Annotated in this window: 10 protein-coding genes; 3 read left to right on the top strand and 7 right to left on the bottom strand. The window is 74.1% G+C overall.

Annotation, left to right across the window (positions count from 1 at the left end):
• Positions 1–2 precede the first annotated feature (2 nt).
• From ACP6CK_RS16705 to ACP6CK_RS16690, 4 genes are read right to left on the bottom strand one after another with little or no spacing between them, the layout of a single operon-like run.
• A complete protein-coding gene (locus ACP6CK_RS16705; protein ID WP_426954428.1) occupies positions 3–386 on the bottom strand; it encodes a VOC family protein in 384 nt (127 codons plus the stop codon).
• Positions 387–439: 53 nt separating this feature from the next.
• Positions 440–1,273 (bottom strand): ABC transporter permease, encoded by an 834-nt coding sequence (locus tag ACP6CK_RS16700; protein ID WP_426954427.1) that lies wholly within the window; start codon positions 1,271–1,273, stop codon positions 440–442.
• Positions 1,270–2,280 carry an ABC transporter permease gene (locus tag ACP6CK_RS16695; RefSeq protein WP_426954426.1) on the bottom strand — a complete coding sequence of 337 codons (1,011 nt, stop codon included), beginning with the start codon at positions 2,278–2,280 and terminating at the stop codon, positions 1,270–1,272. The genes ACP6CK_RS16700 and ACP6CK_RS16695 overlap by 4 nt, the downstream gene beginning before the upstream one ends.
• Before the next feature lie 16 nt (positions 2,281–2,296).
• Complete coding sequence (locus ACP6CK_RS16690) at positions 2,297–3,829, bottom strand: ABC transporter substrate-binding protein (RefSeq protein ID WP_426954425.1); 1,533 nt, start codon at positions 3,827–3,829, stop codon at positions 2,297–2,299.
• Between the two features lie 164 nt (positions 3,830–3,993).
• Between ACP6CK_RS16690 and ACP6CK_RS16685 the strand changes: the two genes are divergently transcribed.
• From ACP6CK_RS16685 to ACP6CK_RS16675, 3 genes are all read left to right on the top strand, one after another.
• Positions 3,994–4,662 carry a glutathione S-transferase family protein gene (locus tag ACP6CK_RS16685; protein ID WP_426954424.1) on the top strand — a complete coding sequence of 223 codons (669 nt, stop codon included), beginning with the start codon at positions 3,994–3,996 and terminating at the stop codon, positions 4,660–4,662.
• Between the two features lie 8 nt (positions 4,663–4,670).
• Complete coding sequence (locus ACP6CK_RS16680; RefSeq protein ID WP_426954423.1) at positions 4,671–6,263, top strand: ABC transporter substrate-binding protein; 1,593 nt, start codon at positions 4,671–4,673, stop codon at positions 6,261–6,263.
• A gap of 379 nt (positions 6,264–6,642) precedes the next feature.
• Complete coding sequence (locus ACP6CK_RS16675) at positions 6,643–9,747, top strand: AsmA family protein (RefSeq protein WP_426954422.1); 3,105 nt, start codon at positions 6,643–6,645, stop codon at positions 9,745–9,747.
• A gap of 153 nt (positions 9,748–9,900) precedes the next feature.
• Here ACP6CK_RS16675 and ACP6CK_RS16670 read toward each other — a convergent pair whose 3' ends face one another.
• Genes ACP6CK_RS16670 through ACP6CK_RS16660 form a run of 3 tightly spaced genes read right to left on the bottom strand, consistent with a single transcriptional unit; the run spans position 9,901 to position 15,352 of the window.
• Positions 9,901–11,103: a serine hydrolase domain-containing protein gene (locus ACP6CK_RS16670; protein WP_426954421.1), complete on the bottom strand. Its 1,203-nt coding sequence runs from the start codon at positions 11,101–11,103 to the stop codon at positions 9,901–9,903.
• Positions 11,104–11,159: 56 nt separating this feature from the next.
• On the bottom strand, positions 11,160–12,920 hold the full coding sequence (locus tag ACP6CK_RS16665; RefSeq protein ID WP_426954420.1) for an alpha/beta hydrolase family protein: 1,761 nt from the start codon (positions 12,918–12,920) through the stop codon (positions 11,160–11,162).
• Positions 12,917–15,352: a hypothetical protein gene (locus ACP6CK_RS16660; protein WP_426954419.1), complete on the bottom strand. Its 2,436-nt coding sequence runs from the start codon at positions 15,350–15,352 to the stop codon at positions 12,917–12,919. Before ACP6CK_RS16660 ends, ACP6CK_RS16665 begins: the two co-directional genes overlap by 4 nt.
• Positions 15,353–15,355 lie beyond the last annotated feature (3 nt).

Here is a 15,355-nt window from a genome sequence, read left to right as displayed (position 1 = left end):
GATCAGCGGAACAGGGCGGCGACGGCGGGGTCGTGGAAGCGCTGCACCTCCAGCGCGTAGCCCGCCGGGTCCTCGAAGAAGAAGTGCTCGCAATAGGTGCCGCGCTGCAGGGGCGAGAGGTTCGGCACGCCCTTCTCCGAGAGACGCGCGTGCCAGCCCGGCACGTCCTCCGCCACGATGGTGAAGAGCACGGCGGAGCGGGGCTGGTGACGCAGGTGGCCACGGTTGCCGTCCACGATGCCGAAATAGCTGTTCGGCGCCACGCGGTAGATGCGGGCCAGCCCCTGGTCGAGCACGAGCTCGAAGCCGAGCGTCTCCTCGTAGAACGGCACCACGCGCTGGATGTCGTCGTAGTAGAAGAAGGTGATCGCGGTCTCGGCCGCCATGGGAATCTCCGTGCTGTCGTCGGTTGTCAGGCTGCCCTGCGGCGGCCCGGTCGTCAGGCCGCCATACGGCGGCGGGGATCGAACCAGTCGGCGAGGCCGTCGCCGAGGAGGTTGAAGGAGAGCGCGGCGAGCAGGATCGCCGCGCCGGGGGCGAGCGCCACCCACGGCGCCTCCCGCACCAGGGCGAGGTTCGTCGCCACGTCCGCCCCCCATTCCGGCAGCGGCGGCTGCGCGCCGAGCCCGAGGAAGCCGAGCCCCGCCGTCTGCAGAATGGCCGATCCCACCGCCAGCGACGCCTGCACCAGCAGCGCCCCGATCCCGTTCGGCAGGACATGGCGCGTGAGGATGCGGAGCGGCGGCGTGCCCGCCGCCACCGCCGCCTCGACATAGGGACGCGTCGCGATCGACAGCGCCTGCCCCCGCGCCAGCCGGGCGAACTGGGGCGCCAGCGTGACCGCCACCGCCAGCATGGCGTTGCCCAGCCCCGGCCCGAGGGCCGCCGCCAGCGCGATGGCGAGCACCAGCCCGGGGAAGGACAGCATCGCGTCCGCGAGGCGCATGATGAGCATGTCCGTCACGCCGCCGAGGAAGCCGGCGATCGTCCCGGCCGCGACGCCCACCGCGAAGGCCAGCGCCACCACGCCGACGCCGATGGCGAGCGTCGCGCGGCCGCCGTGCAGCACGCGGGACAGCACGTCCCGCCCGAGGGCATCCGTGCCGAGCAGGTGCCCCGCCCCGGGGGGCAGCAGGCGCTGCGTGACGTCCACCGCGATGGGAGACGGCGCCAGGACCGGCGCGAGCAGAAGCCCGAGCAGCAGCAGCGCGAGCACCGCCGCCCCCAGGGCCGCCAGCCGGTTGCGCCGGAAGAAGCCGCCGATGTCCCTCATGTCATGCGCGCGCGGATGCGCGGGTCCAGCCAGCCGTGGACAAGGTCCACCAGCACGGTGACGAGCATGAAGAGAAGGGCGAAGACGAGCGTCGCGCCCTGCACCACCGGATAGTCCCGGTTGCGGATGGCGTCGAACATGTAGCGGCCGACGCCGGGCCAAGCGAAGACCGTCTCCGTCAGGATGGCGCCGCCGAGCAGTTCCGCGAATTTCAGGCCGAGGATGGTGACGGCCGGCAGCAGCGCGTTGCGCAGCGCGTGGACGAAGACGACGCTCCGGTTTGGCAGGCCCTTGGCGCGGGCGGTGCGGATGTAGTCCTCCGCCATCGCCTCGATCATGGAATCCCGCACGAAGCGCGACAGCGTCGCCCCCAGGAAGGCCGCGAGCACGAGGGCCGGCAGGATCAGGTGGGCCAGCGCGTCCCAGGCCGCTTCCCAGTTCCCGGCCAGCAGGGCGTCCGGCACGGCGAAGCCGGTGACGCTGTCCAGGAAGATCACGGGGTCCGTCCGCCCGGAGATGGGCAGCCAGCCCAGCGCGATCCCGAAGACGAGTTGCAGAACCAGCGCGAGGAGGAAGGCCGGGGTGGAGACGCCGGTCAGCGCCACCAGCCGCGTCGCGTGGTCGAAGCCCGAATTCGGCCGGACCGCCGAGAGCACGCCCACCGGCACGCCGATCGCGACGGCGAGGATCGTCGCCAGCACCGCCAATTCCATCGTCGCCGGCAGGCGCGTCGCGATCTCCGACAGCACCGGCGCGCCGGTCTTCAGGGACGTGCCGAGGTCGCCGCGCGCGAGGCCGCCGAGGTAGGAAAGGAACTGCCGCCAGCCCGGCTCATCCAGGTGGAGCTGCGCGCGCAGCGCCGCGATCTGCCCCTCCGTCGCACCGGGACCGAGCAGGGTGATCGCCGGGTCGCCCGGGATCAGCCGGGACATGGCGAAGACGATGGCCAGCACGATCAGCAGCACGGGCACCAGCGCCAGGAGGCGCCGCAGCAGGAAGCGTCCCAAGGCCCGCGTCTCTCGTTCAGGCCTTGCTGACGCCCCAGTACTCGTTCAGCGGCGGGGCGGAGTTGATGACCAGCCCCTGCACCGTCTTCCGCTTGAACACGATCAGCTTGTTGCTGAAGAGGTAGGCGGCGGGCACCCGCGCCGCGATCTCCCGTTGCAGCGCCCTGTACTGGCCGCGGCGGGCGTCGAAGTCCACCGTCGTCTGCGCGCTCAGGATCGCCCGGTCCAGCGGCGCGTCCACCGGCATGCGGAAGGTCATCGCCGTCTCGGCCAGGCTGGAAAGGTAGCCGATGGTGATGTGCGCGTCCGGGTCGTTGTACCAGGGCTGGCGGCCATCCAGCAGCATGTCGAAATTCCCGGCGACGTGCAGCGCGCGCAGCGCCGGGAACTCCATCTGCCGCACCTCCGCCCCGATGCCCACGGCGGCGAGGTTGGCCTGCAGGAAGGTCGCCACCGCGCCCCAGGAGGCGCCCTGGAAGGTCGGGATCTGGAACCGCAGGCTGCCTGGCGCGTGACCGGCCTCTGCCAGCAGGCGCTTGGCCGTCTCCGGATCGTGGCGGGGCGCGGCGTCCCGCATCCCCTCGTCGAAGCCCCAGGAATTGCTCGGCAGCGGGCCGTAGACGCGGTCGGCGGTGCCGCCCAGCACGCCGTTGACCAGCCCGTCATAGTCAATGGCGTGGGTGATCGCGCGGCGGACGCGGATGTCCGCGATCGGCCCCTCGGTCTTCCGGTTGTTGAACTCCAGCTGGCGGATGATCTGGCTGGGCACCTCGATCACGTCCACGTCCCGGTTGGCGCGGAAGGCGCGGACGTCCTCCGTCGGGATGGCGGCGAGCTGGCCGGCCTGCTGGATGAGGTCCACCCCTCCGCGCTCCAGCTCCAGGCGGCGCGTGGAGGCATCGGGGATGATGCGGTAGATGATGCGTTGCAGCTTCGGCGCGCCGCGGAAATAGCCGGGATTCGCCTCCAGCACGACATTCGTGTCGGGCGTGTAGGCGCGGAAGCGGAAGGGGCCGGTGCCCACCGGGTTCACGCGGAAGGCCTCGCCGTGCCGCCCCACGCCGGCGGGGCTGACGATCGCGGCCTGGGGCTGCGCGAGCAGCGACAGGAAGACCGGCATCGGCTCCGACAGGCTGATCCGCAGCGCCAGCGGGCCGGTGACGGACACCTCCCGGATCGGGCCGAAGGAGGCCTGCATGTAGGAGTTGGACGCCTTCGTGCGCTCGATCGAGAACTTCACCGCCGCCGCGTCCAGGGCCGTGCCGTCGTGGAACTGGACGTTCGGCCGCAGGGTGAAGGTGAAGTCGCGTCCGTCGGGGGAGACGGTCCAGGCGCTGGCCAGGCGTCCTTCCAGTTCCCGGAACTCCGGCGCCTTCCAGGCGACGAGCGTGTCGAAGACGTTCAGGATGATCTCGCTGCCGATCGGCTCCGCGCGGTTGGATCCGGGTTCCAGCCCGGCGGGATCGGACGGCACGGCCACCACCAGCGTTCCGGCTCCCCGCCCGGATTGGGCGCCGGCCATGCGCGGCAGCAGCGCGAGAGCGCTCAACGAGGCTGCCTGCCGCCTGCTGATCTTCACCACCGAAGCCACTCCTGCTCGACCTGCGGCCTTTTCCTGGATTTCCGCACGCGGCGCTACCGGCAAACTTCGGACCGCGCTGGTCGGAACCGAGGGGCTGCGAAGCGCTCTCAACCACTTGGCTCTGCATGCCGGTGGTCCGCTGGACCGCGGCAGGGACGGGTGCGATCCTGCGCGACATGCTCCACTTCTACGGCTGGGCGACGCCCAACTCTCAGCGAGTGTCGATCATGCTGGAGGAGTTGCAGATCTCCTACGCCGTGACCGGCGTGAACATCCGCCGCAGTGAGCAATCCGTCCCCGCCATCCTCGCGCTCAATCCCTATGGCCGGATTCCCATCCTGGTGGATGACGATCCGCCGCTGGTGCTGTTCGAGTCCGGGGCGATCCTGCTGCATCTCGCCGAGGCGCATGGTCGCTTCCTGCCAGCCTCCGGGCCCGCCCGTGCCGCCGCACTGTCCTGGCTGATGGTGGCGCTGACCAGCCTCGGGCCGATGACCGGGCAGGCGCATCACTGGACCGAACTGGCGCCCGTCCGGCCCGAGGAGCCCCGCCGCCACACCACCGCGCTGGTCGCCCGGGCCTGGCGCGTGCTGGATGCGCGCCTTCGCACGGCGCCCTTCCTGGGCGGTGACGCTTACGGCATCGCGGATATAGCCGCCTGGCCCTGGATCGCGCGCGGCGCCTGGGCCGAGATGACGTTGGACGACCACCCCGGCCTGGCCCGCTGGTACGCGGGGGTCGGCGCACGGCCCGGCGTCCAGCGTGGCATGACCATCCCGAAAGGCGCGAAGCTCGAATGAGAACCTTGTTGCGGCATGCCCTGCTGGCGGCCGCCCTGCTGCTCGGGGCCGCGGCCCAGATCGAGGCCCAGGCCCAGACCCTGCCGCCGCACCGGCTCCTGCGCGTCGTGCTGAACGCGGACCTGCAGACGCTCGATCCGATCAACACCACGGCGGGCGTCGTCCAGAGCCACGCACACATGGTCTATGACCAGCTGTTCGGCCGGGACGACCAGCAGCGCCCGCAACCGCAGATGGTCGGCGCCCATTCCGTCAGCGAGGACAACCTCGCCTGGCGCTTCACCCTGCGCGACGGGCTTCGCTTCCATGACGGGGCGCCGGTCACCGCGGCCGACGTGGTCGCCTCGCTCCGCCGCTGGGCGGCGCGGGACCCGCATGGGCGGCAGATCCTGGCTGTCACGGCGGCGCTGGAGGCCGATCCGGACGGGCACACCGTCATCTGGCGGCTGACCCGCCCCTATGGCCCGATGCTGGACGCATTGTCCAAGCCCGCCGGCAACATGCCCGCCATCATGCCGGCCCGCATCGCCGCCACCGACCCCTTCACCGCGATCCAGGACCCGACGGGCAGCGGCCCCTTTACCTTCGAGCGCGGGGAGTGGGTGCCCGGCAGCCGCGTGGTCTATCGCCGCAACCCCGACTACGTGCCGCGGGACGAGCCCGCCTCCGGCACGGCCGGCGGCAAGCGCGTGCTGGTGGACCGGGTGGAGTGGCTAAACATCGCCAACGCCCAGACCGCCGCCCTCGCTCTCATCCAGGGGGAGGTGGACTACCTGGAGACGCCCGGCACGGACTTCCTGCCCATGCTGCAACGGCGCGGGATGCAGGTGCTGCGCCTGAACCGCCTGGGGTTCCAGGGCATGATCCGGATGAACCACATCCACCCGCCCTTCAGCGACGCGCGCGCCCGCCAGGCGCTGCTGATGCTGGCGAACCAGCAGGAGTTCCTGGACGCGATGTTCCCGGACCCCTCGCTGGTCCAGGTCTGCCATGCCTTCTTCGTCTGCGGCTCCCCGCAGGAGAGCACGGCCGGGGTTCCGCCGCGCGTGGGCGAGGACCCCGAGCGCGCGAGGGCCCTTCTGCGGGAGTCCGGCTATGACGGCCGGCCCATCGTCATCATGGACCCCACGGACAACCCCTTCATGCACGCTGCCACCCTCGTGCTGGCGCAGCAGATGCAGCGGGTGGGCTTCCGGGTGGACGTGCAGGCGACGGACTTCGCGACCATGGCGACCCGCCGCGCCAGCCGCCGCCCGCCGGGGGAGGGGGGATGGGACATCGGCCTGACCTTCTGGAACGGCCTGGGGGCGTCCGATCCGATCGGGAACGTGCCGATGCAGGCGAGCTGTGAGCGCGCCTGGCCCGGCTGGCCCTGCGACGCCGTCCACCAGGCGTTGATCGACGCCTATCCCGACGCGACCACCGAGGCGCTGCGCCGCCAGGCGATCGATCGGCTGCAGGAGAGTGCCTACCGCGTCGTGCCCTATGTCCCCTCGGGGCAGTGGTTCCTGCCGGTCGCGGTCAGCCCCCGCCTTTCGGGGATGCTGGGCATGCCGGGGATTGTCGTGCTCTGGAACATCGCAAAGACGGAGGGACGCTGAGGACCGTCGAACGCCCGTCTCGCTGGCCGGCCTCGCTGAAGGGCCGGTCTTTCGCCGGACGGCATCCTTCGCCGATCCCGGGCTCCCGGGATCGGCGAAGCGGCCGGAGGGATAACGGGGGCACCTCCTTGCATCTGTCGTGCGGCGCAGCGAGAGAAGCTGGCCGCAAGCCTTGACGGGGAGCCGGGAGACAGCGCCCGGCCACCTCACCCCTCCGGTCGACCGGCCGATGAGTGGATCTTCGAGCCAACAAGGGCAGGGAACCTCAACTCGCCCGACGAGGACGGTGCGGGATCGCCGGCCTCGCCGTCCCGGCGCCTGCGCAAACCCTGGGCCCGGCCGGGGGTTATCCCTTCCCGGGGACTTCTTGGAGATCGGCATGGCGCAGCGGCGGGTTCCCCCTTGGCTCTGGTGGGTGGGCACGCCGGTTGTCCTGATCGCGCTCGTGATCGCGTTCTGGAACTGGAACTGGCTCATCCCCATCGCCGAGCGGCAGGCCTCCGCGGCACTGGGGCGGCCGGTGAAGATCGAGCGCCTGCATGTACGCCTGGGGCGGCCGACGACGATCACGGTGGAGGGGCTGCGGGTGGGCGAGCCGGAGGGCTTCCCCGACCCCCCGCCCTTCGCCAGCGTGCCCCGCCTGACCGCCCAGGTGGACCTTGTCGCCTACTGGCGGACCGGTCGGGTCGTGCTGCCATCGCTGGAGGTGGAGCGGCCGGTGGTGGAGGTGATCGCCCGGCCGGACGGGAGCAACAACTTCACCTTCGGCACGCGGGAGGTCCAGGAGGCGGCGGATGCGGTGGTGGCCCAGGCGGCCGGGCAGCGCCCGCCCGCGCCGCCCCCCGAGGCCCTGGCGCAGGGCGCCGCGGCGGAGGGGGACGCGCCCTTCTCCCTCGGCCGGCTGCGGATCGTGGACGGGCGGGTGCACACGGTCATGCCGGGGCCGGGGCTGGACGTGAACATCCGGCTGGCCACGGTGGACGACACGGGCGGCGGCACCGTCTCCCCGGAGCTCCGCCTCGCCGTGGGGGCGGAGGGCACGCTGCTCGGGCGGCGCGTGACGGTGGAGCGCGGCGACGCCTCGCTCGGCACGCTGGCCGCGCTGCTGGCCGGTCGGGCACCGCCGGGGCAGCGGGCCGAACTCAACGTGCAGGGCGTGCGGGTGGGCAACCCGGAGGGCTTCGGGGACGACCCGCCCTTCGCCACCCTAGATCGCCTGCGGGTCGAGGTGGACTTCGCGGCGCTCCGCAACGAGGGCCGCATCGTCCTGCCGGTGGTCGAGATCGACCGGCCGGTGGTCGAGGCGATCGCCCGGCCGGACGGGACCAACAACTTCACCTTTGCCCACCCCGCCGCGCAGGAGGTGGCGAGCGCCGCGGCGGCGCGGGCGGGCGCGGTGGTGCAGGCCACGGTGCCCAGCGGCGAGCCCGCCTTCACCGTCGGACAGGTCCAGGTCCGGGAGGGGCGGGTGCACGCCGTCCTGCCGGCCCAGGGGGCGGACCTGATCCTGCGGATCGGCACCGCCGACAATGCGGGGTCCGACCTGCGGCTGGCGCTGGCGGCGGAGGGCACGCTGTTCCGGCGGCAGGTCGCGATCGAGAAGGTCGACGCGTCCCTCGGCACGCTCGGCTCCCTCCTGTCCGGGCGCGGGGAGGCCGGGGCGCCCGCCTCGATCACGGCGGAGGGGGTCCGGGTGGGCAACCCGGAGGGCTTCGGGGACGACCTGCCGCTGGCGCGCGTCGAGCGGGTGCGGGCCGAGTTCGACCTCGCGGCCCTGCGCAACGAGGGGCGCGTGGTGATCCCGGTGCTGGAGGTCCGGCGCCCGCAGCTGGAGGTCATCCAGCGACCGGACGGCACGAACAACTACAGCTTCGACCTCGGCGCCGATGCCCCCGCGGCACCGGCCGGGGAAGGCGCGGCGCCCGCGACGCCGCCGCCGGATGCCGGGGGGCCGGTGGTCCGCCTCCTGCGGATCGCTGATGGCGAGGCGCATGTCGTGCTGCCCAGCCTCAAGGCCGACTTCAACCTGCGGGTCGGCACGCGCGACGAGGACGGGCCGGAGCCGAGGGTGGTGGCGCAGGTGGCCGGGACCTATGACGGTCAGCGCATCACCGGCACCGTGACCGGCGGCGCCCTGCTGGCGTTGAACGAGACCGGCCGGCCTTGGCCCATCGAGGCGAACCTCGCGAACGGCCAGACGCGGATCACGCTGCGCGGCACGCTGAGCAACCCGCTGCAGCTGGCCGGCGCCGACGTGCGGCTGGACCTGCGCGGGCCTGACATGGCGCAGCTGGAGCCGCTGACGGGCGTGCCCTTCCCGAGCACGCCGAACTACCAGATCGCGGGCCGCCTGGATTACGCCGAGGGCCGCGTGCGCTTCCGCGAGTTCCAGGGGCGCGTCGGGTCCTCGGACCTGGCGGGCACCATCACCGTCACGACCGGCCAGGGCAAGCCGGAGGTGGTGGCCGAACTGCGCTCCCGCCGGGTGGACCTGGCGGACCTCGGTGGCTTCATCGGGGAGGAACCGGGGCGGCAGGCCACCCCGGGTCAGACGGCGGGGCAGCGCGCGGCGCAGGTGCGCAACCAGACCAGCTCGCGCGTCCTGCCCGACAGCCCGATCAACTTCCCCAAGCTGGATGCCGCCAATGTCCGCCTGTCCTACCGCGCCGACAGCATCGTCGGCCGCAACATCCCCTTCGACGGGATGCGGGCGGAGATGGAGGTCCGCGACGGCGCGGTGACGCTGCGTCCCGTCGCCTTCCGGGTCGGCCGCGGGCAGATCGAGGGGAACATCCAGCTGACGCCGGCGCGCAACGGCCAGCTGCACGCGGTGGCGGACGTCCAGTTCCAACGGCTGGACGTGTCCCGCCTGATGCAGGCGACCGGCGCCTTCGAGGGATCGGGCATCCTCGGCGGCCGGGCCCGCATCGACGGCACGGGGAATTCCTTCGCCGGCATCCTGGGCAGCGCCAACGGCGCCCTGACGCTGACGATGATGGGCGACGGCACGCTGTCTGCCCTGCTGGTGGACCTGTCGGGACTGCGGATCGGCAACGCCATCCTCTCGGCGATCGGCGTGCCGGGGCGGACGGCGGTGCAGTGCTTCATCGGCGACTTCGCCCTGACCCGCGGCGTGCTGAACAGCCGCGCGATCGTGCTGGATACCGAGGACGTGCTGACGCTCGGCGCCGGCGCCGTGGACCTCGGACGGGAGATCATCGGCATCCGGCTGCGCAGCCACTCCAAGAGCTTCACCGTCGGAGCCCTCCCGACCTCGATCCTGATCGACGGCACCTTCCGCGATCCGAACGTGGCGCCGGAGCTCGACGAGCTGCTGGCGCGCGGCGGCGCCGCGGCCGGGATCGCGGCGCTGCTGGCGCCGGTGGCGGGACTGCTGCCGACCATCCAGCTCGGCATCGGCGAGGACGACCGCTGCGAGCGGATGGTGCGCGGCGGCGGGAGGGCGCAACGTCCGCAGCGGTAGGACGCGCGACGCGCAACGGCGCCGCGGTCGCGCGCCGCTCGCCGCAGGGCCGGGAGCCCGGCAGCGAAGGGAATCGGTCCCGTGGGGCGGCGTGCGCCACGCCGACCGGCCACTGACCTTCCGCCCCGTCCAAGGGGCGGACGTGCCCACGGGTCAGAGCGCGGCCGAAAGGTCCCGAAGCAGCGCCGGCCAGGCCGCCCCGGCTTCGTCCAGCCCGGTGCGCAGCGCCACCACGCCGCGCGTCCGGGCCACCAGAAGAACCTGCCCGAAGATCCCCTCGGCCAGGGTGTCGGTGGCGCCCGCGGCAGCGCCCGGCATGCCCCACCAGAGCAGCCCATAGGGTCGCGCGGAGGCCGGCCGCGGCACGGGCGTCGCCGCTTCGCGCAGGAGCGGCGCCGGCAGGAGGGTTCGTCCCTGCCAGTCGCCGTCCCGCAGGACGAGCCGGCCGATCTTCATCCAGTCGAGGGCCGCGGCGTTGATGCCGCTCTCCATCCGCTCGAATCCGTCCTCATGGTCGAGGTTCCAGGACGCTGGAAACTCGGCCCCGATCGGCCGCCAGACCCGCTCCCCCAGCACATCGGAGACAGGCCGCCCGGCCGCCCGCTCCAGGATCAGCCCGACGAGTTGCGCGCTCCGGTCGTCATAGGCGAAGTGCGAGCCCGGCGGATCGCCGGACCGCGCCGTCGCGACATAGGCGCGGATGTCGGGCGTGAAGGCCGCGACCCGCGCTCCCTCGAACAACATCGGCCAGGTCAGCCACCGCAGCGGCCGCGGGTCCTCGAAGCGCAGGCCCGCCGTCATGCTCATCAGGTGCCGCAGCGTCACGCCGGACCCCTTCAGCCCGGACACCTCCGGCAGCAGCGCCTCGGCCGGCGCATCGAGGCCCGGCACCAGCCCGTCCGCCACGGCCGCCACGGCGAGCAGCGCGAGCACCGATTTCGACATGGACATGGAGGTGAGCGGCGTGCCGCGCGCCGCGCCGTTGAAGTAGCCCTCATAGGCCAGCCGGTCGTCGGCGAGCACCAGGAGGCTGGTGCTCCGCGTCCGGGACAGGAAGCCCTCCAGCGCCTCTCCCGCTGCGCCGTGCCGGCCGGCGACCGCCGCGAAGGCGGCCCGCACCCGGTCCGGCCCCCCGGCCGCCGGGACGAAGCGATGGGGATCGGCGGAGGGCGCGATGGCCCGGGCAGGGAAATGTTCGGGATCCCGCATGCTCTGGCTCCGTCCCCAGAGCGCCAGGCGCCGGAGATACTCCAGCCCGTAGCGATGCGCCGCCACGCCGAGATTGGCCGCGCCCACCGCCGCGCCGGCCCCGGCGAGGAGCGCCGCGCCGGTCAGCAGGCGGCGGGAGGGGCGCATCGGATCGGAATCACGGCCGCCGCCCGGGCCTGCCCGTTCGGCCCGTCCACCGGGTGTCACGCCGCGATCGGACCGGCTTGCGTCCGGTCGGGCGGCGGGGTGGAAGGCTGCTCCGGATCGGGCGTCGCGTGCCGCTGCCCGCCGATCAGCGCGGAGAACCGTTCCAGCCACGCCGACCGCATCGCGCGGCCGGAGAGCGTGTGATCCGCCCCCGGGAGGAAGAGCACGTCCATGCCGGGGATGGCGGAGAGGTGCCGCCCGCGCGGGCCGAAATGCGCCTCCAACGTGTCCACGCCGCAATCCTCGTCGGAGTAGACGAGCGTCAGACGCGTGCCGCGGGCCGCCAGCGTCCGGATCCAGGCGCCGGCCCGCGCCGGGCCCACGGGCGGGGAGAGGGCGGGCGGCAGGATCCGTCCGAGGGTCGCGAGGCCGCCGACGACCCTCCGCTGCCAGGCGCGCCGCGCCGCGCGGGGCATGAGCAGGCTGAACAGCTCCGGCCAGGCCGCGCCGTTCTTCCAGGCGTCCCCGAGCATCTCCCATCGCAGGCTGCGCGGCGGCTCCTCCCGCTGCCGGAAGGCGGGAACGGTCAGCAGACGCCCCTTCCGCCAGACGAAGACCTGCACGTTCACCGGCATCGCCCGCACCACGCGCGGATCGGCCACGGCGATCTGGAGCGCCGCCCAGCCCCCGGCACAGAGTCCGGTGACCGTCACCCGCGCGTGTCCCCGCTCCTCCAGCCAGTCGAGGGCCGCCCGCGCGTCCCTCACCGTGCCGGGCCCGTAGAGCAGCCGCACGAGCGGCGTGCTGTCCGGGTTCTCGCTCTCGCCGACGCCGGTGGCGTCGCAGCGCAGCACCGGCCAGCCGGCCGCCGCCGCCCGCCGCGCCATCATGACGGACAGCCGCCCGTTCCCGCTGTGGTGGTTCGCGCCCGTCCCCAGGATGAGCAGCGCCGGCGTGCCCGGCCGCGCGCCGCCCGCCGGTTCCGTCCAGGTGCCGACGAGGCCCTCCTCCGACCCGAACCGCACCGCGCGCTCCGTCACTCCGTCCGGGAGGCGGAGCACCGCGGGCGCGGCGGGGGCGGCGGGCACGGCCGGCGCCGGGACGTTTTCGGTCAGGAAGGCGACGATCGCCGCATAGGCCGTCCGCGGGCCCTCGGCCGCGTGGGCGTCGGCGAGGATGGCGCCATACCCCTCCGCCGGCATCGCCAGCGCGTCCGGCAGCATCGCGGCGGCGGCCGCCAGCCCCTCGGGCCGCGCCAGCAGCAGCACGGGGCGCGGTGCCGCGGTCCGCAGGGCGGCCGCGGGCTCTGCGCGCGCGAGCGCGGCCAGCGCCGCCTCGGTCCAGGGGAAGCCCGCCACCTCCGGCCCCTCCGGGCTGGGCGCGGCCAGCACGCGCAGCGTCCGCGCATGGGCCCGCCCGGAGAGCACGGGAAAGAGCAGCGCGACCGGGGCGGGATCGAGCCGCGGCGCCGCCAGCGCGGCCGCCGCCGCGCCCAGACGCAGCCCGACGAGCGAGACCTCCGCCGCCCCGCTCAGCCGCCGCGCCTCGGCGGCGGCGGCCACCACGGCATCCGCCCAGAGGCCGAGATCCGGCGCCGCCTCCTCGGGCCCGCCGGCGTCCCCAGCGCCCGGGGGATCGAAGCGCAGCACCGGCAGCCCCGCTTCCGCCAGCAGCACCGCCAGGTCGCGCCAGGGCCGGTGGGCGCAGAGCCCCTCATACCCGTCCGCCCCGCACAGCAGGACGACGCGTCCGGCCGGGACGGCGACGGGGTGGAACCATCCCGCGCAGTCCCCGAAGACCACGGGAAACGGCCTCATGCGACGCCTCTGTAGGAGACGCCCGGGGCGTTCAGCGCGGCCACCCGGCCGCTGGGCACCGCGTCACCGGGGCCATGCAGGCGCAGGCGGCGCGGCTGCCCCGGGGCCAGGGGCAGCCAGTCCACCTCCGGCCGGAAGCCCGCCTCGTCCTCCACCCGCACTCCCCTGGCGAAACGGTCCGCCCCGATCACGAGCGACCATCCCCCGGCGTTCCGTTCCGCATGGGCCGTGATCGCGGCCGCCTGGGGCAGGGGGCGGCCCTGCGGGAACAGCACCGCCTCGGCGGCCGGCTGGTCCTCCGGCGCGGCGTCCGCGGCCCGGAGCGTGGCGTGGGTGGCGTCGCAGGCGGGCGGGCCGAAACGCCAGGTATTGGCGGCATCGAAGAAGCGGCCGAACAGCGCCTCTCCGGGGAAGGACAGGGCGCCGTGCGCGGGCACCGTCACCCTCCGCTCCCCCCGCATCACCGCCACGCTCCCGCGGTAGCAGGCGAGTTGCAGCACGCCCTCGAAGCCCTCTGGCCGGTCGTTCAGCACGTGCAGCGCGATGCCATTCACGCCCTCGTCCAGCAGCAGCAGGGCGAGCGGGGCGCAGGCCCGGCGCAGCGCGTGGAGGCAGGGCTTCGGCCGCGCCGCGGAGTCGATCAGCCCCCAGCCGGCGCCGGGCATCACGTCCTGCAGGGTCCAGACGATCGCACCCCGGCAGGACGAGCCCGGGCGGCGCCACTCCGCCACGGCGGCCTCCATCGCGTCGCCGCTGACGGCGCGGGAGAGGGCGAGGTAGCGCTCCGGCTCCTCCCAGCGCAGCCGGGCCGGGTCCACGCCGTAGAGGGCGGCGAGGTAGTGGTCCCGCACGTCCTCGAAATCCCAGGGCGCCGCCGGATCGCGGGGCACGCCGCGCTTCCAGTCGGGATGGTGCACGGGCGGAACCCCGGCATCTTCCGTCGGCAGGTTGGCGAAGGCGAGGCATTCCGACGCGAAGCGCACCCCAGACGTCCGCGCATCCGCGGGAGGCCGGAGATAGGCGCCGACGCCGAAGTAGTGCGCCAGGCCGGCGTCGACGCGGTGCGGCAACTCCCCCGCCGGCCCGCAGGGCGAGTCCGGGACGTAGGCGACGTCCGGCCGCCATCGTTCGAGCACGGCCGGCAGCGCCTCGGTCCGCAGCGGGCCGTACCAGGCGGCCGGGGGCGCGCCGTTCATCGCCGCGGACTGCGCCACCTCGCTGCCGCCGCAGAGCACCGCCAGCGACGGGCTGGCCTGCACGCGGTCGAGGAAGGCGGCCGCCTCCGCCTCCACCAGCTCGCGGAAGGCGGGCGAATCCTCGGGGAAGTCCGCGCTCGCCAGCGGCGCGTCCTGCCAGGCCAGCAGGCCGAACTCGTCGCAGGCGCCGTAGAAGGCGTCGCTCTCCCACACGCCGGTGCCGGAGACGCGGATCGTGTTCAGCCCGGCGTCGCGCGCCGCGGCCAGGAAGGGCCGCGGATCGCCGCCGAGCGTCTCGGGATCGGCGCTGGTCCACACCCCGCCGCGGCAGAAGACGGGCACGCCGTTCACCACCAGCCCGAAGCCGCGCCCGTCGGCTCCGCGGTCCACCTCGATCCGGCGGAAGCCCGTGCGGCCGAGTTCCAGCCGCGCGCCGCCGACTTCCGCGGCCACGGCGTGCAGCGCCGGTTCGCCATGGGTGTGCGGCCACCAGGGCGCGATTCCCGGCAGCACGAGCTCCCCGGTCAGCGCGCCGTCGGGGCCGGGGTGCAGGGCCGCTTCCTGCCCGGCGCAGAGGAGGCGTCCGGCCGCCCCGCCGGTCACCCGCAGCGCCACCCGCAGCCGGCCGGTTCCGTCCGCATCGAGCGTCGCGCGCAGGTCCGCGGCGTTCACGTGCGGGGCGCCGGCCGACCACTCCTCGATCTCCACTTCGCGCCAGGGGCCCACGGCGGGCGGGCCCGGGAACCAGCCTGGCATCCGGCCCTGGAGGGTGGTGCGGATCCCGCGCAGCCAGTGCGGCCGCACCAGCGCCGGGCGCCAGCGGGCCCGGCGCAGCCCCGCCGGCTGGGCCAGGGCCCGGCAGCGGATGTGCAGCCTCCCGCCGGCCGCGGGCAGGTTCGGCGCGATCGGCAGGAACATGGATTCGGACGAGAGCAGCTTCGCTCCGTCCAGCCAGAGCTCCGCCAAGGTCGCGATCCCCGCGCAGCGCAGCACGCGGCCCGCCGCTCCGGCGGGGATCGCGGTGCGGAACCACACGTCACACGCATCCAGGTCGGGGACCGCGCGCCCCGCGGCGCGCAGCGCCGCCGCGGCCGTTCCGGGCACCGCGGCCGGCACCCAGTCCGCCGCGTCCGGCAGGTCTGCCGGGTCCACAGCGGCGCCGGCCGGCAGCACGGCCACGGACCAGCCGGCCAGCGACGTCAGCCGACGCCCCTCGGCCTGGAGGATTCGTGCCATGTC

Source organism: Muricoccus radiodurans (genome assembly GCF_050154705.1).
Classification (GTDB): domain Bacteria; phylum Pseudomonadota; class Alphaproteobacteria; order Acetobacterales; family Acetobacteraceae; genus Roseomonas; species Roseomonas radiodurans.
The sequence above is the reverse complement of the archived record's forward strand: the minus strand, read 5'-3'. Positions and strand labels throughout refer to the sequence as shown.